18 protein-coding genes are annotated in these 22,805 nt (G+C 71.8%); 5 read left to right on the top strand and 13 right to left on the bottom strand.

Annotation, left to right across the window (positions count from 1 at the left end; genetic code table 11):
* Nucleotides 1-79: 79 nt before the first annotated feature.
* The 8 genes from J8M51_RS25235 to J8M51_RS25200 all read right to left on the bottom strand — a co-directional run bounded on the left by J8M51_RS25235 (nucleotide 80) and on the right by J8M51_RS25200 (nucleotide 9,675).
* Nucleotides 80-1,102, bottom strand: a complete 1,023-nt coding sequence (locus J8M51_RS25235) for a TIGR03842 family LLM class F420-dependent oxidoreductase (RefSeq protein WP_086757031.1) — start codon at nucleotides 1,100-1,102, stop codon at nucleotides 80-82.
* Between the two features lie 11 nt (nucleotides 1,103-1,113).
* Entirely contained in the window at nucleotides 1,114-2,517 is a 1,404-nt protein-coding gene (gene hydA, locus J8M51_RS25230) for a dihydropyrimidinase (RefSeq protein ID WP_086757033.1), read from the bottom strand.
* 102 nt (nucleotides 2,518-2,619) lie between these two features.
* Nucleotides 2,620-3,462, bottom strand: coding sequence for a nitrilase-related carbon-nitrogen hydrolase (locus J8M51_RS25225; RefSeq protein ID WP_045556521.1), 843 nt, complete (start codon nucleotides 3,460-3,462; stop codon nucleotides 2,620-2,622).
* 155 nt (nucleotides 3,463-3,617) lie between these two features.
* The gene (locus J8M51_RS25220; protein WP_086757035.1) at nucleotides 3,618-5,195 is read right to left on the bottom strand and encodes a PucR family transcriptional regulator; all 1,578 of its coding nucleotides are present in this window, start codon (nucleotides 5,193-5,195) and stop codon (nucleotides 3,618-3,620) included.
* 28 nt (nucleotides 5,196-5,223) lie between these two features.
* The gene (locus J8M51_RS25215) at nucleotides 5,224-6,510 is read right to left on the bottom strand and encodes an aspartate aminotransferase family protein (protein ID WP_086757037.1); all 1,287 of its coding nucleotides are present in this window, start codon (nucleotides 6,508-6,510) and stop codon (nucleotides 5,224-5,226) included.
* Between the two features lie 143 nt (nucleotides 6,511-6,653).
* On the bottom strand, nucleotides 6,654-7,496 hold the full coding sequence (locus J8M51_RS25210) for a nitrilase-related carbon-nitrogen hydrolase (RefSeq protein WP_086757039.1): 843 nt from the start codon (nucleotides 7,494-7,496) through the stop codon (nucleotides 6,654-6,656).
* A gap of 208 nt (nucleotides 7,497-7,704) precedes the next feature.
* Nucleotides 7,705-9,279, bottom strand: coding sequence for a hypothetical protein (locus J8M51_RS25205; protein WP_267299495.1), 1,575 nt, complete (start codon nucleotides 9,277-9,279; stop codon nucleotides 7,705-7,707).
* A gap of 117 nt (nucleotides 9,280-9,396) precedes the next feature.
* Nucleotides 9,397-9,675 carry a helix-turn-helix domain-containing protein gene (locus J8M51_RS25200; protein ID WP_216591852.1) on the bottom strand — a complete coding sequence of 93 codons (279 nt, stop codon included), beginning with the start codon at nucleotides 9,673-9,675 and terminating at the stop codon, nucleotides 9,397-9,399.
* A 73-nt stretch (nucleotides 9,676-9,748) separates the two neighbouring features.
* Here J8M51_RS25200 and map point away from each other — a divergent pair, with 73 nt between their 5' ends.
* Together map and J8M51_RS25190 are read left to right on the top strand one after the other, a co-directional pair.
* A complete protein-coding gene (gene map / locus J8M51_RS25195) occupies nucleotides 9,749-10,516 on the top strand; it encodes a type I methionyl aminopeptidase (RefSeq protein ID WP_216591853.1) in 768 nt (255 codons plus the stop codon).
* Nucleotides 10,517-10,762: 246 nt separating this feature from the next.
* Nucleotides 10,763-13,345, top strand: a complete 2,583-nt coding sequence (locus J8M51_RS25190) for an ATP-dependent Clp protease ATP-binding subunit (protein WP_267299494.1) — start codon at nucleotides 10,763-10,765, stop codon at nucleotides 13,343-13,345.
* On the opposite strand, the gene ggt is transcribed toward J8M51_RS25190, so the two are convergent.
* Nucleotides 13,338-15,143 (bottom strand): gamma-glutamyltransferase, encoded by a 1,806-nt coding sequence (ggt, locus tag J8M51_RS25185; protein WP_086764509.1) that lies wholly within the window; start codon nucleotides 15,141-15,143, stop codon nucleotides 13,338-13,340. The two genes, J8M51_RS25190 and ggt, sit on opposite strands and share 8 nt — an antisense overlap.
* Nucleotides 15,144-15,274: 131 nt before the next feature.
* Between ggt and J8M51_RS25180 the strand changes: the two genes are divergently transcribed.
* Nucleotides 15,275-16,036, top strand: coding sequence for a hypothetical protein (locus J8M51_RS25180; RefSeq protein ID WP_086764512.1), 762 nt, complete (start codon nucleotides 15,275-15,277; stop codon nucleotides 16,034-16,036).
* A 143-nt stretch (nucleotides 16,037-16,179) separates the two neighbouring features.
* The gene (locus J8M51_RS25175) at nucleotides 16,180-17,778 is read left to right on the top strand and encodes an alpha/beta fold hydrolase (protein ID WP_267299493.1); all 1,599 of its coding nucleotides are present in this window, start codon (nucleotides 16,180-16,182) and stop codon (nucleotides 17,776-17,778) included.
* Between the two features lie 155 nt (nucleotides 17,779-17,933).
* Here J8M51_RS25175 and J8M51_RS25170 read toward each other — a convergent pair whose 3' ends face one another.
* A complete protein-coding gene (locus J8M51_RS25170; RefSeq protein ID WP_086755507.1) occupies nucleotides 17,934-18,677 on the bottom strand; it encodes an amino acid ABC transporter ATP-binding protein in 744 nt (247 codons plus the stop codon).
* A gap of 153 nt (nucleotides 18,678-18,830) precedes the next feature.
* Nucleotides 18,831-19,280 carry a DUF6278 family protein gene (locus J8M51_RS25165; RefSeq protein WP_086755508.1) on the bottom strand — a complete coding sequence of 150 codons (450 nt, stop codon included), beginning with the start codon at nucleotides 19,278-19,280 and terminating at the stop codon, nucleotides 18,831-18,833.
* Nucleotides 19,281-19,464: 184 nt separating this feature from the next.
* On the opposite strand from J8M51_RS25165, the gene J8M51_RS25160 reads away from it, so the two are divergent.
* Nucleotides 19,465-21,255: an SGNH/GDSL hydrolase family protein gene (locus J8M51_RS25160; protein ID WP_086755511.1), complete on the top strand. Its 1,791-nt coding sequence runs from the start codon at nucleotides 19,465-19,467 to the stop codon at nucleotides 21,253-21,255.
* Nucleotides 21,256-21,266: 11 nt separating this feature from the next.
* On the opposite strand, the gene J8M51_RS25155 is transcribed toward J8M51_RS25160, so the two are convergent.
* Nucleotides 21,267-22,046, bottom strand: coding sequence for an exodeoxyribonuclease III (locus J8M51_RS25155; RefSeq protein WP_086755509.1), 780 nt, complete (start codon nucleotides 22,044-22,046; stop codon nucleotides 21,267-21,269).
* A gap of 80 nt (nucleotides 22,047-22,126) precedes the next feature.
* Nucleotides 22,127-22,762 (bottom strand): MBL fold metallo-hydrolase, encoded by a 636-nt coding sequence (locus tag J8M51_RS25150; protein WP_086755512.1) that lies wholly within the window; start codon nucleotides 22,760-22,762, stop codon nucleotides 22,127-22,129.
* Nucleotides 22,763-22,805 lie beyond the last annotated feature (43 nt).

Here is a 22,805-nt window from a genome sequence, read left to right as displayed (position 1 = left end):
CTGCCCTCCGGGACGGCGGAGAGCAGGGAGACAAGGTGTGGGGGGTGTGGGGTTCGGGGACTGGAGGTGCGGGGCGGGGTCAGCCCCCGTTGACCGCCGGGATGACCGTCGAGCCGTACACGTCGATCACCCTCTCCTGCGCGTCGTGCATGTCGTAGACGGCGAACTGGTCCACGCCCAGCGCGCGCAGCGCGTTCAGCTTCTCGATGTGCGCCTCGGGGGTGCCGATGACACAGAACCGGTCCACGATCTCGTCGGGCACGAACTGGGTGTCGGGGTTGTCGGCGCGCCCGTGGTGGGAGTAGTCGTACCCCTCACGGGCCTTGATGTAGTCGGTCAGCTCCTCCGGTACGGCCGCGGAGTGCTCGCCGTACTTGGACACCAGGTCGGCGACGTGGTTGCCGACCATCCCGCCGAACCAGCGGCACTGCTCGCGCGCGTGGGCCAGCGCCTCGGGCGAGTCGTCCTCGGTGACGTACGCGGGGGCGGCCACGCAGATCTTCACCTCGGACGGGTCGCGTCCGGCGGCGACGGCCGCGTCCTTGACCGCCTTGACCATGTACTCGGTGAGGTACAGGTCGGAGAGCTGGAGGATGAAACCGTCGGCCTCCTCCCCGGTCATCTTCAGGGCCTTGGGGCCGTACGCGGCCATCCAGACCGGGAGTTCGGCGCCCTCCTTGATCCAGGGGAAGCTGACGACCGTACCGCCGAGGTCGGCCTCTCCCCCGCTGCCCAGCGAGCGGATGACCTTCATCGCCTCGCTGATCCGGGCCAGCGTGTTGGGCTTGCGGCCGGCGACCCGCATCGCCGAGTCGCCGCGGCCGATGCCGCAGACCGTGCGGTTGCCGAACATGTCGTTGAGGGTGGCGAAGGTGGAGGCGGTGACCTCCCAGGTGCGGGTGCCCGGGTTGGTGACCATGGGGCCGACCGTGAGTTTCGTCGTGCTGGAGAGGATCTGGCTGTAGATGACGAACGGCTCCTGCCACAGCACGGCGGAGTCGAAGGTCCAGCCGTAGGTGAAGCCGTTGTTCTCGGCGCGCTTCATCAGCTCGATGACGCGCGAGGCCGGCGGGTCCGTCTGGAGGACGAGTCCGAAGTCCATCTGCTCCGCTCCTAGGTGAGGTACTGACAGGTGGAGCGGGGGGTGTACGTGCCGTGCCCGGCGTGCCCGGTGTACTCCCGCTCGGTGATGACGAGTTCGCCGCGCGAGAGGACCGTCTCGACCCGGCCGGTGGTGCGCTTGCCCTCGTACGCCGAGTAGTCGACGTTCATGTGGTGGGTCTCTGCGGACATGACCTGCTCGGCGTGCGGGTCGTAGATGACGATGTCGGCGTCCGCGCCCGGCGCGATGGTGCCCTTCTTCGGGTACATGCCGAACATCCGGGCCGGGGTGGCGCAGGCGATCTCGATCCAGCGGCGGCGCGAGATGTGCCCGTCGACGACCGCCTGGTGGAGGAGGTCCATGCGGTTCTCGACGCCCGGGAGGCCGTTGGGGATCTTGGAGAAGTCGCCGCGGCCCAGTTCCTTCTGGCCGACGAAGCAGAACGGGCAGTGGTCGGTGGAGACCACCTGGAGGTCGTTGGTGCGCAGGCCCTGCCACAGCTTGGCCTGGTGCTCGCGTGGCCGCAGCGGGGTGCTGCACACGTACTTGGAGCCCTCGAAGTCCGGCTCGGCGAGGTTGTCCGTGGAGAGGAACAGATACTGCGGGCAGGTCTCGCCGAAGACGTTGAGCCCCTCGTCGCGTGCGCGGGCCAGCTCGGCGACCGCCTCCATCGCCGAGACGTGCACGACGTACAGGGGGGCGCCCGCGACCTGGGCGAGCTTGATGGCGCGGTGGGTGGCCTCGGCTTCCAGCAGGGCCTTGCGGACCTCCCCGTGGTAGCGGGGGTCGGTCTCGCCGCGGGCCAGGGCCTGTTCGACGAGGACGTCGATGGCGATGCCGTTCTCCGCGTGCATCATGATCAGGCCGCCGTTGTCGGCGGAGCGCTGCATGGCGCGCAGGATCTGGCCGTCGTCGCTGTAGAAGACGCCCGGGTAGGCCATGAACTGCTTGAAGGAGGTGACGCCCTCCTGCACCAGCAGGTCCATCTCCTTGAGCGTGTCCTGGTTCACGTCGGAGACGATCATGTGGAAGCCGTAGTCGATCGCGCAGTTGCCCTCCGCCTTGGCGTGCCAGGCGTCGAGGCCCTCGCGGAGGGTGTGGCCGACGCTCTGTACGGCGAAGTCGACGATCGTGGTGGTGCCGCCCCAGGCGGCGGCGCGGGTGCCGGTCTCGAAGGTGTCGGAGGCGAAGGTGCCGCCGAAGGGGAGTTCCATGTGGGTGTGGGCGTCCACGCCGCCGGGGATGACGTACTTCCCCGTGGCGTCGATGGTGTGCTCGGCGGTCCAGGCCTCTGCGGCGGTGGTGCCACTCGCCGCGAGAGCGGCTACACGGCCGTCCTCGATCAGGACGTCTGCGTGCAACTCGTCTGAGGCCGTGATGACGAGACCGCCGCGGATTACGGTACGGCCGCTCATTCGGTCACGCTCCGTTCGGTTGTCGGGACAGTGCCGGTCGTCTGTGGCTGGTCGCGCAGTTCCCCGCGCCCCTGAAAAGCCAGGGGCGCGGGGCGTGCGTTGCTACGGCGCGGTCAAGGGGCCGTAAGCGTCCGGGCGGCGGTCGCGGAAGAACTGCCAGCGGTCGCGGACCTCGCGGAGCTTGGCCAGGTCCAGGTCGCGGACGACGAGTTCGGTCTCCTTGTCGCTGGCCACCTCGCCGACGAACTGGGCCTCGGGGTCCACGAAGTAGGAGGTGCCGTAGAAGTCGTTGTCGCCCAGTTCCTCCACGCCGACCCGGTTGATGGCGCCGATGAAGTACTCGTTGGCGACGGCCGACGCGGGCTGCTCCAGCTGCCAGAGGTAGCGGGAGAGGCCGCGCGAGGTGGCCGAGGGGTTGAAGACGATCTCGGCGCCGCCGAGGCCGAGCGCACGCCAGCCCTCCGGGAAGTGGCGGTCGTAGCAGATGTAGACGCCGATCCGCCCCACGGCGGTGTCGAAGACGGGCCAGCCCGCGTTGCCGGGGCGGAAGTAGAACTTCTCCCAGAATCCGGGGACTTGGGGGATGTGGTGCTTGCGGTACTTGCCCAGGTACTTGCCGTCCGCGTCGATCACCGCGGCGGTGTTGTAGAGGACACCGGGCTGCTCCTCCTCGTACATCGGCAGCACGAGGACGAGGCCCAACTCCTTGGCGAGCGCCTGGAAGCGCTTGACGATCGGGCCGTCGGGGATCGCCTCGGCGTACTCGTAGAACGCCTTGTCCTGGACCTGGCAGAAGTAGGGCCCGTAGAACAGCTCCTGGAAGCACATGACCTGCGCGCCCTGGGCCGCCGCGTCGCGGGCCGCCTGCTCGTGGACCTGGATCATCGACTCCTTGTCGCCGGTCCAGGCCGTCTGGAAGATCGCTGCGCGGATGACTCTGCTCATCGGGACCTCCGGTCACTCGGTGTGCAGCGAGAGTAGGAAGTCCCGGAAGCCGGTTTGAGTGGCACGGTGTCACGTCTGCGGGCCTTCTCCGTTCCACCGTGTCACCCCTTCGTGGGCGCATGTTTCACCGTCGTTTTCGCAGGTCCCGGCATGTTTCAGCCCTGTTGCGCGTCGTGTGCGAGGAGGGCGATGTGGACGGAGGCGGCCTGTTCGAAGTCGTCGAGGTCCACCCCGAGGCGGGCCTCTATGGCTTCGAGCCGGCGGTACAGCGCGGGCCGGCTGACGTGGTGCAGTTGCGCGGTGTGCGACTTGTTGCGGCCGGTCGCGAGATAGGTGCGCAGCACGGGCAGCAGGTCCTGCTCCGCGTGCCCGTCGCCGCACAGCAGCCCGTCCAACTCCCGCTCGGCGAAGGCCTGGACGTGGGGGTCGTCCCGCAACAGCCTTACCAGGCCCCGCAGATGGACGTCGCGGAGGCGTACGACGACGGGGAGGTCCAGCCCGGTCGCGGCGGACTGGGCGACGGCGTCGGCCACGTGCCGGGCCTCGCGCAGCCCGCCCGGCACGTCCTCCCAGACGGTCCGTGCCTCGGCGGCGGCCACGACCGTCGTCCGTACGCCCGACTCGGACCGCAGCCGGGCCGCGAAGTGCGCGGTGAGCGCGGTCGCGTCCTGGTCCCGGGCGAGACTGAGCAGGACGGCGGTGACCCCCTCCGCCAGCTCGGCGACGAGTCCGGGCAGCCCCAGCATCCGCAGGACACGGTCGAGTTGGGCCGGATCACCGTCCCGTACGACGAGGGGTACGAACGTACGGCGGTTGACCGGCAGCCCGGCGGCCCGTGCCCTCGGCAGCAGCTGCCGGGCCGGTACGACCCCGGAGACGAGGTCCGTCAGGAGGCCCTGCGCGGACTGCTCCTCCCAGGAGTGCGCCGAGCCCACGAGCATCCGGTGGAGGACGAGTGCCTCGGCGGCCCGGTCGGCGAGCAGCCGCCCGGTGGCGACGTCGCCCCGGTGGCCGCAGAGCACGATCTGGCCCCAGCGCTCGCCGCGTCCGCCCAGCTCGGCCCGGATCCAGCCGTCGACCTGGTTGCCGCCCGCCTGCCGGGAGATGCGTTCCCAGTCGCGCAGGACGTCGTCGACCGCCGACCGCTCCCCCGCCGTGGCGAGGACGCGGTGGGCGAGGTTGGTGACGACGAGCGGGCAGCCGGCGTGGTGGGCGATCTCGTCGAGCAGCCGCTGCAGCGGGGCACCGGCGGTGATCAGCCCGGTCAGCGCCGTGCGGACGGCCTCCGAGAGGCTGACGGCGGCGAACTTCCGCCGGACCAGCCGGGACTGGACCTCCTCGGTGAGTTCGGCGAAGGGGAACGGCCGGTGCAGCACCACCATCGGCAGATCGCACCGCTCCGCCGCCCTGCGCATCACGTCGGGCGGTGTCGGGAAGGCCCGGCCGAGTCCGAGGACGACGGCGGCGGCCTCGGCCCGGTGGAGCGAGCGGATGTACTCGGCCTGGGCGTCCTCGTCCCCGGCGAGCAGGACCCCGGTGGTGAGGACCATCTCGCCGCCGGTGAGCATCACGCCCACGTCGGGGGCCTCGGCCACATGCACCCAGCGCACGGGACGGTCGAGCTGACCGGCCCCGGCCACCACCTCGGGCTCTCCGGCGAGGACCCGGTCCAGGGCGAGGACCTGCCGTACGGACAGGGCGGGTTCCACAGCGGTGGCCGGGGTGGTGGTCATGGCGGTGTTCCTCAGATCTGTGCTGGTGCTACTGAATGCTCCTCAGAGCCCGTTCGAGGGCGTCGGCGCCCTCCTCGGCCTCGGCGACGGTCAGCGACAGCGGGGGCGCGATCCGCAGCGCGCTGGTGTTGTGGCCGCCGCCCTTGCCGATCAGCAGGCCCTCCCGGCGGGCGGCTTCGAGGACGGCGGACGCGGCCTCCGGGTTCGCCTCGTCGGTGCCGGGCTTCACCAGCTCGATGCCGAGCATGAGGCCCCGGCCGCGGACCTCCTTGACCGCCGGGATCTGCGCGGTGATCGCCCGCAGCCGCTCGATGAGCAGTCCGCCGACGCGCCGCGCGTTGCCCTGGAGGTCGTGCTCGATCAGGTAGTTGAGGTTGGCGAGGCCGGCGGCCATGGTGATCTGGGTGCCGCCGAACGTCGAGATCGAGTTGCTGTCGAGGCAGTTCATGACCTCGGAGCGGGCGACGACACCGCCGATGGACATGCCGTTGCCGATGCCCTTGGCGAAGGTGAGGATGTCCGGCGGGCCGTTCTGCCCGTGCGCCTGCCAGCCCCAGAAGTTGTCGCCGGTGCGGCCCCAGCCGGTCTGCACCTCGTCCGCGATCCACAGCACGCCGTGGCGTTGCAGCACCTCGCGGAAGGCCGCGTACAGGCCGTCCGGCGGGGAGGTGAAGCCGCCGACGCCCTGGATCGGCTCGGCGATCAGCGCGGCCGGCGGGCGGCCGTGGCCGAGCAGGTCCTCCAGGTCGGCGACACAGGCGGTGATGAAGTCGGCGTCGCTGAGATCGGCGTACGGGCCGCGGGTGCGCACACCGCCGTGCACGTACAGCGTCTGGAGCGGGGACAGCGACGTCGGCGACCAGCCCTTGTTGCCGGTGATGCCGACAGCGCTGAACGAGCGGCCGTGGTAGCTGTTGCGCATCGCCATGATCTGGTTGCTGCGGCGGTAGGTCGTCGCCAGCATCAGCGCGGTGTCGTTGGCCTCGGTGCCGGAGGTGGTGAAGAAGACGCGGGCGTCCGGGATGCCGGACATCTGCGCGATCCGCTCGGCGAGTTCGACCATCGGCCGGTTGAGGTAGAGCGTGGAGGAGTGGATGATCCGCCCGGCCTGCTCGCTCACCGCCTTGGTGACCTCGGGCAGCGCGTGCGCCGTCATCGTGGTGAGGATGCCGCCGAAGAAGTCGAGGTACTTGGTGCCCCCGGCGTCCCAGACGTGACGGCCCTCGCCGTGGGTGATCTCCAGCGGGTCCGCGTAGTAGAGCGCGAGCCAGTCGGGCAGTACGGCCTTGTGGCGTCCGAGCAGTTCGTCGGTCACGGCTGCACCACTCCTTTCACTGCGGTACGGGTTCTGCGTGTGTCACGGCTGTACGTGCCCACGTCAGGGCCGGTCGAGTCCCGTCAGGGCCGGTCGAGTCCCGTCAGGGCCGGTCGAGTCCCGTCAGGGCCGGTCGAGTCCTGTCAGGGCTGGACGAGCCCTTCGTACGCGTCGGGCCGGCGGTCCCGGTAGAACGCCCACTGCTGCCGCACGTTCTCGATCAGGTCGAAGTCGAGGTCCCGTACGACCAGTTCCTCGCCCTTGTCGCTGGCGACCTCGCCGACGAACTTGCCGCGCGGGTCGACGAAGTAGGAGGTGCCGTAGAAGTCGTTGTCCCCGTACTCCTCGACGCCGACCCGGTTGATCGCCGCGACGAAGTACTCGTTGGCGACGGCCGCCGCGGGCTGTTCCAGCTGCCAGAGGTGGGAGGACAGGCCGCGATGGGTGGCGGACGGGTTGTAGACGAGCTGGGCGCCGTTCAGGCCGAGCTGGCGCCAGCCCTCGGGGAAGTGGCGGTCGTAGCAGATGTAGACGCCGACCTTGCCGACCGCCGTGTCGAAGACGGGCCAGCCGAGGTTGCCGGGCTTGAAGTAGTACTTCTCCCAGAAGCCCTTGACCTGGGGGATGTGGTGCTTGCGGTACTTGCCGAGGTAGGTGCCGTCGGCATCGATCACGGCCGCGGTGTTGTAGTAGAACCCGGACTGCTCGACCTCGAAGACCGGGACGACGATCACCATGCCGGTCTCGCGGGCCAGTTCCCGCATGCGGGTCACCGTCGGGCCGTCCGGCACGGGTTCCGCCCAGGCGTAGTGCTCCGGTTCCTGGACCTGGCAGAAGTAGGGCGCGTTGAAGACTTCCTGGAAGCCGATCACCTTCGCGCCCTGCCGGGCCGCCTCACGGGCGTGTTCGACGTGCTTGGCGACCATGGACTCGGTGTCGCCGGTCCAGGTCGCCTGGACCAGAGCGGCACGTACGACGTTGGCCATGTCAGGTGCTCCTTCGACAGGGACCTCGGAGAGCCTCTACGCCCGTAGACGCAGGCCGTAGAGGCTTGAAACTAAGCCCCGTCGACGGGCTGGGCAAGACCATCGTCGTCAACCGGCCGAGTCGATCACGTTTCGCACTCCAGTGGGTGATCACGCCTGTGTTTCGCGGGATCACAGGGATCACGGACCTCGCCGGCACCGGGCGGGTTCAGGCGAGACCCCGCACGCGCAGTGCGTGCGCCACCTCGCGGTGGCGCTCCTCGGAGACACCGCGCGCCGCCCTCAGCACGAGGGGGACGAGCCGGCGTGGATGCGCCTCGGCACTGTGCGCCGCCTCCTCCGGTGTGCGGACGCGTACATATACGTCGAGCAGCGCACGCGCCTGTCGTTCGCGCCCCTCGGCGAGGAAGGCGACGGCTGCCTCACCGATCTCCTCGGCGGGCCGGGACACGCCCTGCCGCAGCATCTGCTCCCCGTCCGAGGCACGGCCCACCGCGTGCAGGGCGTCCGCGACCGCGACCAGCCGGTCGGCGGGCAGTGAGCCCGCCTCCCACAGCAGGGTCGCCCAGTCGGCGTCCAGCCCCGCGCGGTGCAGGTCGGCCGCGAGCAGCGGGAACCGGGCGGCGGGCCCCTGCGCCACCTCCACGAGCAGGGCGTGCGCCTCCCCGCTGCGGCCCTCCCGGCGCAGCCGCACCAGCCGTTCCACGGTCGCGGCGACCGCCCGCCGCGCCTCGTCGTCCAGCGCCTCCCGCGCCTGCGGCCGCTTCGGCCGCGGCTTCGACGCCTCGGCCGGCTCCGCGACACCCGCGTAACGGGCACCCCGGGGCGCACGCCCCTTGCGCCCGGCGGCCGGTGCGTCCTGGGGCACGACGGCGGGCGCCGCCTCCTCGGCCTCCACCGCCCCGGCGAAACGCGCGCCCCCTCGCGGGCGCCGCTTGGAGCGCTGCTTGGCGGGCGGGGCGGCAGGGGGTTCCTGCGCGGGGGCCGCCGAGACGGGGGCTTCCGAGACGGGCTCAGGGGCGGGCGCGCCCGTGGTGGGAGCGGGGGTGGTCCGGTTGGGGGCACCGGGGTCGCCGGGGTCGGGAACGGCAGAGGCGTAGGCGTCATGCCCGGTGGGGTGCGTGCTGGGCCCCTCGGGCGCGCGGCGCTCCGGCGTACGCCTGTCGTGATGCTCCGGCGCGTCGGCCGGGGACTGCCGTGCTTCCGGAACCCGGAAGACGTCCCCGGCGTGGTTCGCCGGGAAGCGTGACGCGCCCCGCACGGGATGGTGCGGGGCGCGGCGGTCGGCGTCGTCGATGCGGGTGCGCAGTTCCGCGCAGCGGGCCGTGGCGCGTTCGTGGTCGTCGTGGGCCCAGGCCAGGTCGAGACGGACGGAGTCGGCCTCCTCCTGGGTGGTGGCGGTCCGCAGGCGACGGCCGAGTTCGGCGGTGCGGTCGGCGGCGTAGCGCTGTTCGCGGAGCATGACGTCGAGCCGGTCGCCGAGGGCCGCACGGCCGCCGGGCCGGGAGTCGTGGGCGGCGAGCGAGGCGCGGTGCAGGACCCGGGCCCGCTCGGTCTCCTGGGCCGCGGCGGCGGGGCCGTACGCGACGTCGAGGTCGTGCATCAGCGCCTCGACGACGTCCCAGGGCGGCACCTCCAGGCCGTCGAGGCAGGCTCGCATCCCGTCGGGGTCCCGTTGCCAGAAGACGGCGCACCAGCCGCCGCCCTGGTCCAGCTTCGTCATCAGCTTGTTCAGGTATCCCGCGAACTCCCGCACCTGTCCCGGGAGTTGATCCACCGCCATCGCATGCTCCCCGGCCGACTGGAGTGCTCCGGTCGGCAAGAAAACACCAGTTGTGTTACAGGAGGGCTACGTGAAGTTTTCAGAGTGGACGCAGTGTGCTGTGCGCGGCGGCGCGGCTCAGGCCACCGCGGCGGCCGTCGGGGTGGTCGCCTCGGTTGGTGCGCAGCGCGTGACCAGCTCGTCCATGGACAGCCCGAGCGTGCGGGCGAGGGCGGCGATCGTGAAGAAGGCCGGGGTGGGGGCACGGCCGGTCTCGATCTTCCGGAGGGTCTCGGCGGAGAGACCGGCGCCGGCGGCGATCTCCGCCATGCTGCGACCGCCGCGGGCCTCGCGCAGCAACCGGCCGAGCCGCTCGCCGCGTTCGCGCTCTTCGGGGGTCAGTGGGGTGCGCACCATGCACCCATTCTAATACCGACCCCCAGCGGCCGACCGGTATATTAATTGGGCAACGATCGGTATAGTAATTGGCATGGTGGAACTGAAGACGGATGCGTCGATCGACGCGATGTACGAGACCGGGCAGGTCGTGGGGCAAGGGCTCAGCGCGGTGCGGGAGGCCGCAGCCGTGGGGGTCTCCCTGCTCGAACTGGACGAGGTGGCGCACGAGGTGCTGCGGAAGGCAGGCGCGTCGTCGCCCTTCCTGGGCTACCGCCCCTCCTTCGCGCCCACGCCCTTCCCCGCGGTGATCTGCGCCTCCGTGAACGACGCGATCGTGCACGGCATCCCGACGTCGTACCGGCTGCGCGACGGTGACCTCCTCTCCGTCGACTACGGCGCCGAACTCGGCGGCTGGGCCGGGGACTCGGCGATCAGCTTCGTGGTGGGCACGCCCCGCGCGGCCGACCTGCGGCTCGTCGAGACGGCCGAACGCGCGCTGGCGGCGGGTATCGAGGCGGCCGTCGTCGGCAACCGCATCGGCGACATCGCGCACGCGATCGGCACCGTGTGCCGTGCCGCCGGGTACGGGATTCCCGACGGGTTCGGCGGCCATGGGATCGGCCGCCGGATGCACGAGGATCCCGCCGTGCCGAACGAGGGGCGGCCCGGGCGGGGGATGCGGTTGCGGCACGGGATGGTGCTGGCGATCGAGCCGATGGTGATCGGTGGGGGTGGCGACGGGTATCACGCGGCTCCGGACGGGTGGACGCTGCGCACGGACGACGGGTCCCGGGCGGCGCACGCGGAGCACACGGTGGCGATCACGGCGGCGGGGGCGCGGGTGCTGACCGCTCGGTGAGGGCGCCTGAAAGGTGGGGGTGCGGGTTCGTCGGCGGGTGCGGGCCCGGTGGGGGCTGGTCGCGCAGTTCCCCGCGCCCCTGAAAAGCAGGGGCTACGCCCCGTGCTTTTCCCCGAAAGGGCCGCAGGCCGCTTTCAGGGGCGCGGGGAACTGCGCGAGAAGCCCCACGCACCCGCACCCGACCACGCACCCCACCCGCCCCAAACCCCCCGTGTAGCCCCGCCCCACCCGGGAACCCGAGGGCGAATGAACAGCGGAATCCCGAGGCCCGAGGGCTACGGCCCGGACCCCTTCACCGAGTTCTTCGCCCGCTTCTTCGGCGGCCCGCACCCGCAGCGGATCGAGATCGGCCGGCTGATGAGCGGCCCGGCCCGCCGCCTCGTGGCGGACGCGGCGGCGTACGCGGCCCGGCGCGGCAGCGGCGACCTGGACACCCAGCACCTGCTGCGCGCCGCGCTCACCGCCGAGCCGACCCGAAGTCTGGTGGCCCGCGCGGGCGCCGACCCCGACGCGCTGGCCGGGGAGATCGACGAACGGTCCGGCCCCGAGCGGCACAGGCCGGGCCAGGGACCGGCGCCCGCGTCGCTGGCCCTGACCCCGGCCGTCAAGCGCGCCCTGCTGGACGCGCACGAACTGGCCCGGGCCACCGACGCCGGCTACATCGGCCCCGAACACGTCCTGAGCGCCCTGGCCGCCAACCCGGACTCGGCCGCCGGGCACATCCTCGGCGCCGCGCGGCTGTCGCCCTCCGCGCTGCCGCCGGACGCCTCGGAGCCGTCGGCGGCGCCCCCGCCGACCGCGCTGCCCCTGGCCGGGTTCCCGCGCTCCGATCTGCCGCGCCGCACCCAGTCGGCCACCCCGACCCTCGACAAGTACGGCCGCGATCTGACCGCCCTCGCCCTCCAGGGCCGTATCGACCCGGTGATCGGACGGGAGGCGGAGATCGAGCAGACCGTCGAGGTGCTCTCCCGGCGCGGCAAGAACAACCCCGTGCTCATCGGCGAGGCGGGCGTCGGCAAGACCGCGATCGTGGAGGGCCTGGCTCGGCGCGTCGCCGAGGGGGACGTGCCCGATGTGCTGGCCGGCCGACGGGTGATGGCCCTGGATCTGTCCGGGGTCGTCGCCGGGACGCGGTACCGGGGCGACTTCGAGGAACGGCTGACGAGCATCGTCGACGAGATCCGGACGCACTCCGGTGAACTGGTCGTCTTCATGGACGAGTTGCACACCGTCGTGGGGGCCGGCTCGGGCGAGGGCAGCGTCCTGGACGCGGGCAACATCCTCAAACCGGCGCTGGCACGCGGCGAGTTGAACATCGTCGGGGCGACGACCCCGGAGGAGTACCGGCGGATCGAGAAGGACGCGGCGCTGGCCCGCCGGTTCCAGCCGGTGCCGGTCCCCGAGCCGGGGCGGGACGACGCGGTGGAGATCCTGCGCGGGCTGCGCGACCGGTACGAGGCCCACCACCAGGTCCGCTACACCGACGAGGCGCTGACGGCCGCCGTGGAGCTGTCGCACCGGTACCTCAGCGACCGCAGGCTGCCCGACAAGGCGATCGACCTGATGGACCAGGCCGGGGCCCGGGTCCGGCTGCGGTCCCGGACGAAGGGCACGGATCTACGGGCCCTGGAGAGCGAGTTGGAGCAGCTGACCAGGGACAAGGACCAAGCGGTCGCGGGCGAGCAGTACGAGCAGGCGACCCGGTTGCGGGACCGCATCGGTGAGCTGCGCCGGCGGATCGGCACGGACCACGACGGGGAACGGGCCGACGACGGGCAGAGTCTGGAGATCGGCGCCGAGGACATCGCCGAGGTGGTCTCCCGGCAGACCGGCATCCCCGTCAGCAGTCTGACCCAGGAGGAGCGGGAACGGCTGCTCGGGCTGGAACGGCGGCTGCGCGAGCGGGTCGTCGGACAGGACGAGGCGGTGCGGGTGGTGGCGGACGCCGTGCTCCGCTCCCGTGCCGGGCTCGCCGGCCCCGAACGGCCCATCGGCAGCTTCCTGTTCCTGGGCCCGACCGGCGTCGGCAAGACCGAGCTGGCCCGCACACTGGCGGAGGCCCTCTTCGGGGGCGAGGACCGGATGGTGCGGCTCGACATGAGCGAGTACCAGGAACGGCACTCGGTCAGCCGGCTGGTCGGCGCCCCGCCCGGCTACGTCGGCCACGAGCAGGCCGGCCGGCTGACGGAGGCCGTGCGCCGGCACCCGTACGCGCTGTTGCTGCTGGACGAGGTGGAGAAGGCCCACCCGGACGTCTTTCACCTGCTGCTCCAGGTCCTCGACGACGGCCGGCTCACCGACGCGCAGGGCCGCACGGTCGACTTCTCCAACACCGTGGTCGTCATGACGAGCAATCTGGGCTCGGAGGCCATCGGCCGGGGCGGCACCGGGCCGGGTTTCTCGGCGGGCGGCGCCGAGGCCGAGGAAGAGGACCGGCGCGAGCGGATCCTGCGTCCGCTGCGGGAGCACTTCCGGCCCGAGTTCCTCAACCGCGTCGACGAGATCGTGGTCTTCCGCCGGCTCACCGACGCCCAACTGCGGCGGATCACCGGCCTGTTGCTGGAGCGGACCCGGGACCGGCTCCGTGCGCGGGGCGTCACCGTCGAGTTCGGCGAGCGGGCCGTGGACCGGCTCGCCCGCACCGGCCACCAGCCCGAGTACGGTGCCCGGCCGCTGCGCCGCACGATCCAGCGGGAGGTCGACACCCCGCTGTCCCGGCTGCTGCTCGACGGTGAACTGCCGTACGGCAGCCGGGTGGTGGCGGAGGTGGAGGACGGGCGGCTGGCGTTTCGTACGACGCCGCCGCCCGGCTCCGAGGGCGCTACCTGACGGGGCGCACGACCATCGCCGCACCGCCCCCGCGCCGTACGGTCTCGGCGGCGGCCAGCCACTTGCCGTTCGACAGGCGCTGGACGGCGGTGGCGGCGCCGATCTCCGGGTTCTGCCGGAAGCCGTGCCCGATGGCTTCGAGCTTGCCGCGCAACGGACTGTCCCACAGGCCCGGTTCGAGTTCGGTGGTGGTCTGGTTGCGCTGGCTGGCGCGCGGCGCGGCGATCGCGTCGACCAGCGGCATGCCCCGGTCGAGGAAGCCGGTCAGGGTCTGCAGCACGGTCGTGATGATGGTCGCGCCGCCCGGCGAACCGAGCGCCACCACGGGCTTGTCGTGCCGGTCGAGGACGATGGTCGGCGACATCGACGAGCGGGGCCGCTTGCCCGGTCCCGGCAGGTTCGGGTCGTGCACGGCCGGGTTGGCCGGGGTGAAGGAGAAGTCCGTCAGCTCGTTGTTGAGCAGGAAGCCCCGTCCCGGCACGGTGATGCCGCTGCCGCCGGTCTGCTCGATGGTGAGCGTGTAGGAGACGACGTTGCCCCACTTGTCGGCGACCGTGAGATGGGTCGTGCTGTCGCCCTCGTACGTCGTCGGCGCCGCCGTGCCGCCGGTCGCGCAGGGCGCCGGGTCGCGCGGGTCGCCCGGCGCGACGGGGCTGGTGAGCACCGCGTCGTCCTTGATCAGGCACTCGCGCGAGTCGGCGAACCCCTGCGACAGCAGTCCCTTCGTGGGGACGTCCTCGAAGGCGGGGTCGCCGACCCAGCGGCCCCGGTCGGCGAACGCGATCCGGCTCGCCTCGATGTAGCGGTGCAGATACCGGACGTCGCTCGCCTTCGAAAGGTCGGTCCGCTCAAGGATGTTGAGCGCCTCGGCGACCGTGGTGCCGCCGGAGGACGAGGGAGCCATGCCGTAGACGCCGAGACCACGGTACGAGGCCTTGGTGGGCGCCTGGCGCTTGGCGCGGTAGGCGGCGAGGTCGGCGGTGGTGAGGTCGCCGGGGCGGGCGTTGTAGCCCGAACCCGGGTCCACCGGCGGCTTGTTGACCGTGTCGACGATGTCCTGGGCGAGGGCACCCCGGTAGAGGGCGCCAACACCCTTGCGGCCCAGCTCCGCGTAGGTGCGGGCCAGATCGGGGTTCTTGAGGGTGGAGCCGACCACCGGCAGCTGCCCGCCGGGGAGATAGAACTCCGCCGTGGCGGGGAAGTTGCGGAACCGGGCCTCGTTGGAGGCGGTCTGGGAACGGAAGGTCGCGTCCACGGTGAACCCGTCACGGGCGAGCTTCTCGGCGGGCTTCAGCAGCTTGCCGAGCGGCTCGCTGCCCCAGCTCCGCAGCGCCGTCTGCCAGGTGGCCGGGGTGCCGGGCGTGCCGACGCTCAGCCCGCTGGTGACGGCCTCGGCGAACGGGATCGGCTGGCCGTTCTCCAGGAAGAGATCCTCACCGGCGCTCAGCGGCGCGGTCTCCCGGCCGTCGATGGTGTGCACCGTACGGGACCCGGCGTCGTAGTAGACGAAGTAGCCGCCTCCGCCGATGCCCGCCGAGTAGGGCTCGGTGACGCCCAGCGCGGCGGCCGTGGCGACGGCGGCGTCCACCGCGTTGCCACCCTCGCGGAGCACCTCGATGCCGGCGGCGGAGGCGTCCGGGTCGACGCTGGAGACGGCGCCGCCGTAACCGACGGCGACCGGCACCTTCGGGACGGTGTCCGTCGCGGCGGAGGTCGGCGGGGCCGCCCCCACCGACACCACGGCGGACGTCGCCGCCAGGACAGCCAGTTTCCGCGCGACAGGACGACGCAGACGCATCCGTACCTCCAGTCAGGGACCGTCCGCGCAGCGTAACGCGGTTGCCATGGTCCCGTCAGGAGGCACCACGGGGCCATGCGTCGGGGACGGATTCGAGCGCTGTTCGACGGCGCCCGCTACCATGCGCGGCCATGAATGACGACGTGCGCAATATCGTCCTCGGCGTGATCGCGGCGGGGTTCACCGCCTCGCTGGGCTGGCTCTTCCGGACGTATCTGTGGAAGCGGAAGCTCCGCCGCAAGCAGGCGTTCTTCGGGCTGCCCGAGAACTCCGAGTCCCTGCTGGTGGTCAACCGCGATCCGTCCAGCGCGGATCTGGCCGTCCACCGCTTCGACGTGTTCGCGCTGCTGGAGCTGTCGGCGCTGATCAAGGACTGCGGGTCACACGCGCAGATGATCACCCAGGACGCGGCTCAGCAGGGTTTCGGCGAGCGCACCGAGTTCTGCGTGGGAGGACCCGTCTCCAATCGCCGGATGGCCGCGCACATATCGGCCATGCTGCCCGGCATCAGCTTCAACACCGACCCCGAGCCCGGCCCCCACCGGGCCGCGTTCCAGATCGGCGACGAGCAGTACCGCCTCGACCCCGGCATCACCGAGCACGTCATCCTGGCCCGGCTCACCACCGGCCAGCCCGACCAGGCCCGGCCCGTCTTCCTCTTCTGCGGCCAGCGCGCCATCACCAACCAGGCCGCCACCCGTTATCTCGCCCGCAACCACGAGCGCCTGCACCGCAAGTACGGCACCGGCACCTTCGTGCTCCTCCTGAAGGTCGTCAACTCCCAGGCGTACGGCGCCGACGTGGTCGAACTGGTCGCGGACGTCACCCGGGCGGCCCAGGCCCCGGCGCCGGCACCGCCCGCCCCGGCCCAGATCTCGCACCGCGCCTCGTAGTCCACGCCGTAGCCCACACCCCGGTCCACGCCCCGGTTCACGGCCGAACGTTACCGTCACGTAACTTACCGACCAGTTACTTCCGGTAAGGGCGGCCGGTTACCGTCGGGTCACTTTGCACTTACACGAGTGAGGAGCGACCCGTGAGACACCCGCACACCACCACATCGCGTACGACCAGGGCGCTGCGGACGGGCGCCGTCGGCGCCGTCTCGGCCACCCTGGTCGCCGGCACGGCCCTCGGCCTCGCCCCCGCCGCCCGGGCGGCCGCCGGCTCCACCACCGCCCCCACCACCCGCTTCGTCGACATCAAGGGCGACGGCGGCACGGTCCTCAAGGCCAATGTCGTCGCACCCGCCGACACCTCGCGCGCGTACCCGCTCCTGGTGCTCCCCACGAGCTGGGGCCTCCCCCAGATCGAGTACCTGGCCCAGGCACGCCAACTGGCCGACGCCGGCTATGTCGTGGTCAGCTACAACGTCCGCGGCTTCTGGGAATCCGGTGGATACATAGAGGTGGCGGGACCACCCGACACGGCCGACGCCTCCAAGGTGATCGACTGGGCGCTCGCCAACACCCCGGCCGACGCCGACCACATCGGCATGGCGGGACTGTCGTACGGCGCGGGCATCAGCCTGCTCACCGCCGCCCACGACAAGCGCGTCAAGGCCGTCGCCGCGCTGAGCGGCTGGGCGGACCTGATCGACTCCATCTACGGCGGTCGCACCCAGCACCTCCAGGCGTCCGCGCTGCTGGACGGCGCCGGACGGATCACCGGCCGCCAGAGCCCCGAACTCCAGCAGATCTTCAAGGACTTCTACGCCTCGAACCTGGCCAAGGAGGGAGACATGATCGCCTGGGGGAAGAAACGTTCCCCCGAGACCTATCTGGACCAGCTCAACGCCAACGGCACGGCCGTGATGCTCGCCAACGCCTGGGGCGACTCGATCTTCCCGCCCAACCAGTACGCCGACTTCTACGAGAAGCTCACCGGCCCCAAGCGGCTGGAGCTGCGCCCCGGCGACCACGCCACCACGGAGGCCACCGGCCTGTTCGGGCTCCCCAACGACGTGTGGACGGACACCCGGCGCTGGTTCGACCGCCATCTCAAGGGCACACCCAACGGCATCGACCGCGAGCAGCCCGTCCGGCTCAAGTCCCGTACGGGCGGCGCCTTCGAGGGCTATCCGGACTGGAAGTCGGTCACCGCGACCCGCCAGAAGATCGCCCTGACGAGCGGTACGACCATCCGCGCGAACGTCGACTCGGGCGCGAACGGCGGGATCGTCTTCCTCTCCAGCATCCTGGACCAGGTGGCCCAACTCCCGCCCATGGCCTCGATCCCGCTGCTGCCGCGCCGCTGGGCGGCGGTGTGGCAGTCGGAGAAGTACCCGTCGGCGCGGGCCGTGCGCGGTACGGCGAAGCTGCACACCACGGTGACGGCCACCAAGGAGAGCGGCACCCTCGTCGCGTACCTGTACGACGTGGGCCCGCTCGGCCTCGGCAAGCTGGTCAGCCACGCGCCGTACACCTTCCACGGCGAGACGCCCGGCAAGCCGTTCGGCGTGGACCTGGAGTTGCTCTCCACGGCCTACGACGTCCCGGCGGGCCACCGTCTCGCCCTGGTCGTCGACACGGTCGACCCGCTCTACATCGAGCACAACCCGACCGGCGCGCAGCTGACCTTCTCCTCGCCGCCGAACGACCCGTCGTACGTGTCGATCCCGCTGCGCGAGCAGTGATCTCCGGCTGCTGCCGGGCGGGCCTGGCCCCTGGCTGCTGCGCGCCTGGCAACAGCGTCCCTTGTTCGGCCGGGGTGGCGTCCACGGCCTCGCTCACCCCAAGTGGATGAACCGCTCATCGTAGTCGAGGTCCGCGCCCGGTCCAGTGGCGGTGGTCAGTGCTTGAGGATCTTGGAGAGAAAGTCCTTGGCGCGATCGCTCTCCGGATGGGTGAAGAACGCGTCCGGAGCGCGGTCCTCGACGATCCGGCCGTCGGCCATGAAGACGACCCGGTTGGCCGCTGACCGGGCGAAACCCATCTCATGGGTGACGACGACCATCGTCATGCCCTCCCGCGCCAACTGCTGCATGACTTCGAGGACTTCGTTGATCATCTCCGGGTCGAGGGCCGAGGTCGGCTCGTCGAACAGGATGACCTTGGGGTCCATGGCGAGAGCGCGCGCGATGGCCACCCGCTGCTGCTGGCCGCCGGAGAGCTGGGCCGGGTACTTCGGCGCCTGGTCGGCCAGACCGACCCGGTCGAGGAGTTCACGGGACCGCTTCTCCGCGTCCTCCTTCTTCCGTTTGCGGACCTTGATCTGACCGAGCGACACATTCTGCAGGACCGTCTTGTGCGCGAAGAGGTTGAAGGACTGGAAGACCATGCCGACGTCCGCGCGGAGCGCCGCGAGGGCCTTGCCCTCCTCCGGCAGCGGCTGTCCGTCGAGCAGGATCGTGCCGGAACCGATCGGCTCCAGCCGGTTGATCGCCCTGCACAGGGTCGACTTCCCCGACCCCGACGGGCCGATGACGACGACCACCTCCCCCTTGCCGACGGTGAGTTCGATGTCCTGGAGGACATGCAACTCGCCGAAGTGCTTGTTCACACCGTGCATCTCGATCAGCGGTTCGACCGCCATGCCCTGCCCGCCCTAGACCGTTTCGTGCCGTGCCCTGCCATGTCACCGGTGCCGCAAGTTATCCGGACGGAAGGCACCTCCGTACGCGACACGCGTTCCCGGGGATTAGCCGTATTGTCGGGAGGCCGTCCGCGCTCCACGCGTCGGGGTCCGTCACTGCTCCGCGAGTTCGGCGTACCGCTGGGAGAGCTCCGGGGCGCCGCTGGCGGCCCACTCCCGGCCCGCCTCGACCACGTCGATCTCGCGGCCGGACGCGAGCCGCACCACGGGCTGGCCGTTGGGCCAGATCTCCCAGCGGGCGCCCGGGACGGTCCGTACGACGACCGTGCCCAGATAGAGCCCGGCGTCGTTCCCCAGCCAGGCCACGGTCTCCTCGTCGTCGCGCCAGCGCGGGACGAGCTGGTCGAGCGCCTCCAACGAGGCGGCGGAGTCGTCGAGTCGGACACCGGCAGCGGTGGCCTGGGCGCGCAGCAGTTCGCATTCGGAGAGGAGTTCGGCGAGTCCCTCGTGACCGTCGTCGTCACCGTCACCGCCGGTGAACACCGCGACCCCGAACTCGGGGTCACGCCTCTTGCGCCAGTTGCCCAGGAAAGAGATGTTCATGCGCTCAGCGTGTCATCCACCTCACCCTTCGCACCACAGGCGCGCGGGAAGCGGTTGTTCGCCGGGAGTTCGCCCGGGGTTCGCTCCTGCCTCATTGACGGGTCCCTGACGGCTCTTTAGTTTCGTGGCGCATCTGTCGTCTCATCGTTGTACCGATGTCGCATCCGCCGTGATCGTCGCGATCATGGTCAGCAGCGAGCGGGAGGGGTCGCGCGTGCGCCGACGCGTCTGGGGAACAGCCGTCGTCCTGGCACTCTCGGCGGGGGTCGCGCCCGTCGCCACCGCACGGGCCGCCGAACGCGGACCGGCCGAACCGGCGCCGCTGGAACGCCTCTTCGACAACCGGGCGGTCAGCGACGACGCGCGGCCCGCCGAGGCCGACTTCGACGGCTCCGGCGGCTCCCTCTCCGCCGCCGACCTGACGGCCGCCGGATGGACACCCGGGCGCACCCTGACCGTCCAGGGCGCACGCCTGACCTGGCCGCGCCGCACGGCGGGCGAGCCGGACAACGTCCGCGCCGCCGGCCAGTCCGTCCGCGTACGGGGCCGGGGCGACGCCCTCGCCTTCCTGGTCGCCGCCACGGGCGGTGCGGAGGCCACCGGCACCGGGACCGTCCGCTACACGGGCGGTGCCCGCTCCGCGTACCGTCTCACCGCCCCCCACTGGCGCACCGGCCCGCTCGCCACCAAGGCCGTCGCCCTCCCCCACATCAACACCCCGGCCGGTCAACTCACCCAGAAGGCACGGCTGTACGTCGTCACCGTGCCGCTCACCCGGGGTCGCGAGGTCGCCTCCGTGACCCTGCCGCGCGACCGGGACCTGCATGTGTTCGCACTGTCCGTGCGACCCGAATCGCCTGGCTGGACCGGCGGTTGGGCCGCCTCCCCCTCCGGCTACACCGCCGTCGGCCCCTGGACCGACCGCACCCTGCGGCTCGTCGTCCACACCTCGGCGGGCGGGCCCCGGGTACGGATCCGGCTCGACAACACCTTCGCGTCGGCGCCGGTACGGGTGGGCAGCGCGACCGTGGCGGCGCAGGCGGTGGGCGCGACCGCCCGCCGCGCGCCGGAGCCGCTGTCGTTCGGGGGCGCGCCGGGCACCGAGATCCCGGCGGGCGCCCAGGTGTTCAGCGACCCGCTGGGCTTCGAAGTGGCCCCGGACACCAACCTGCTGGTGAGCTTCCATCTGCCGGGCACCGTGACGGCGGCGCCCGTGCACCGGCTCGCCCAGCAGACCTCGTACGTCAGCGAGCCGGGCGATCACACGGCCGACGGCTCGGCCGCGCCGTACACCTCCACGATCACCACCTGGCCGCTGCTGACCGGAGTGGACGTGGGCGGCGGACCGGGGTCCGTCGTGCTGCTCGGGGACTCGATCACCGACGGGGAGCGGACCACTCCCGACGCGAACCGGCGGTGGCCGGACGTGCTGGCCCGGCGGCTGCTGGACCAGCACGAGGTGCCGCGCTACGGCGTCCTCAACCAGGGGATCTCGGCGAACCGGGTGGTCACCGACCGCTACCCCGGCGACGGCGTCTCCACCGACACGGGCGGGGTCAGCGCCCTGCACCGCCTCGACCGGGACGTCCTCGCCCAGACCTCCGCCCGAACCGTCGTCGTCTTCCAGGGCGTCAACGACGTCCGCTGGGGCACCACGGCGGACGAGGTGATCGCCGGGCTGCGGGAGATCGCGGCCCGGGGGCGGGAGCGGGGCCTGCGCATGCTCGTGGCGACCGTCGCCCCCTGCGAGGGCGAGGCCCGCTGCACGGCGGCGGCCGACGCCCACCGGGTCGCGGTGAACGAGTGGATCCGGGACAACGAGGACTACGACGGTGTCCTCGACTTCGACACGGTGCTGCGCGACCCCGAACGCCCGGCCCGGCTGCTGCCCGCGTACGACAGCGGGGACCATCTGCACCCGAACGAGGCGGGGCTGGCGGCGCTGGCCGAGTCGGTGGACCTGGGGCTCCTCTGAACCCGCCGGAGCTACACCTCCAGGTCCACCACCACCGGTGCGTGGTCCGACGCGCCCTTGCCCTTGCGCTCCTCGCGGTCCACGTACGAGTCGGTCACCGCCTTGGCGAACGCCTCGTTGCCGTAGACCAGGTCGATACGCATGCCCCGGTTCTTCGGGAAGGCGAGCTGGCGGTAGTCCCAGTAGGTGTAGGGGTGGTCGTACTTGAGAGGGCGGGGGACCACGTCGGTCAGGCCGGCCTCGCGGAGGGAGGCGAGGGCGGCGCGCTCGGCGGGAGTGACATGGGTGAGGCCCTCGAAGGCGGCGACGTCGTACACGTCGTCGTCGGTCGGCGCCACGTTGTAGTCGCCCAGGACGGCGAAGGGGCGGTCGCCCGCCGCGTCCCCGGCGACGGCGGCCTTCAGGGCCTCGAACCACTGGAGCTTGTACGCGTAGTGCGGGTGGTCGACCTCGCGGCCGTTCGGCACGTACACCGACCAGACGCGCACCGGGCCACAGGTCGCGGAGATCGCGCGGGGCTCCACGGAACCGTCGTAGCCGGGGTCGCCGGGCAGGCCCTTGACCACGTCCTCCAGGCCGACGCGGGAGATCACCGCCACGCCGTTCCACCGGCCCGTCGCGTGCACGGCCGCCTCGTAGCCCGCCTCGCGCAGGGCGTCCAGCGGGAAGCCGGCCTCGGCGATCTTGGCCTCCTGGAGGCAGAGCACGTCCGTGCCGCTGCTCTCCAGCCAGGCCAGGAGCCTCGGGAGACGGGCGGTGATCGAGTTCACGTTCCAGGTCGCGATGCGCATGCCCCACAACCTACCCGGCGGGTACGACAACGCCGGTCCCGCCCGGTCGCGGGCGGTCGCGGGCGGGACCTACGCCCCGCTCAGACGTCCGCCGAGGTGCCGGGGGCCAGCCGCAGGTGCTCCGCGCCGCCCAGGGCGCCGATCTGGCGGTCGTAGATCGGGCGGGCCAGGTCGGTGAGGAGCGCGTCGTGGATGTCGTACGCGCGCCGCGGCCCGACCTCGCGGACGTAGTCGATGACCTCGGAGATCTTGCTCCAGGGCGCCATGACCGGGAGCATCAGCGTCTCGACGGGGTGGTCGGGGACGGTGAGGGCGTCGCCGGGGTGGAAGACCCGGCCGCCGTCCACGAGGTAACCGACGTTGGTGATGCGCGGGATGTCCGGGTGGATGACGGCGTGCAGCTCACCGTGGACCTGGACGTCGAAACCGGCGGCCGTGAAGGTGTCGCCGTGGCCGACCGTGTGCACCCGGCCCGGGAAGGCGGCGGAGATCTGCTCGGCGACCGCGGCCAGGGTCCAGATCTCGGCGGCCGGGTTGCCCTCCAGGGCCGCCCGCAGCCGGCCCTCGTCGAAGTGGTCGGCGTGCTCGTGCGTGACCAGCACGGCGTCCGCGCCGAGCGCGGCGTCCTCCTCGCTGAACCCGCCCGGGTCGATGACGAGCGTGCGCCCGTCCTTCTCCAGACGGACGCAGGCGTGCGACTGCTTCGTGAGCTTCAGCTTGACGGTCATGGATCCATCCTGCCCCCGGTGACCGACCGGC

It is taken from the genome of Streptomyces griseiscabiei, from assembly GCF_020010925.1.
GTDB lineage: Bacteria > Actinomycetota > Actinomycetes > Streptomycetales > Streptomycetaceae > Streptomyces > Streptomyces griseiscabiei.
Note: the sequence above shows the minus strand (reverse complement) of the source record. Positions and strands in the feature narration are given on the sequence as shown.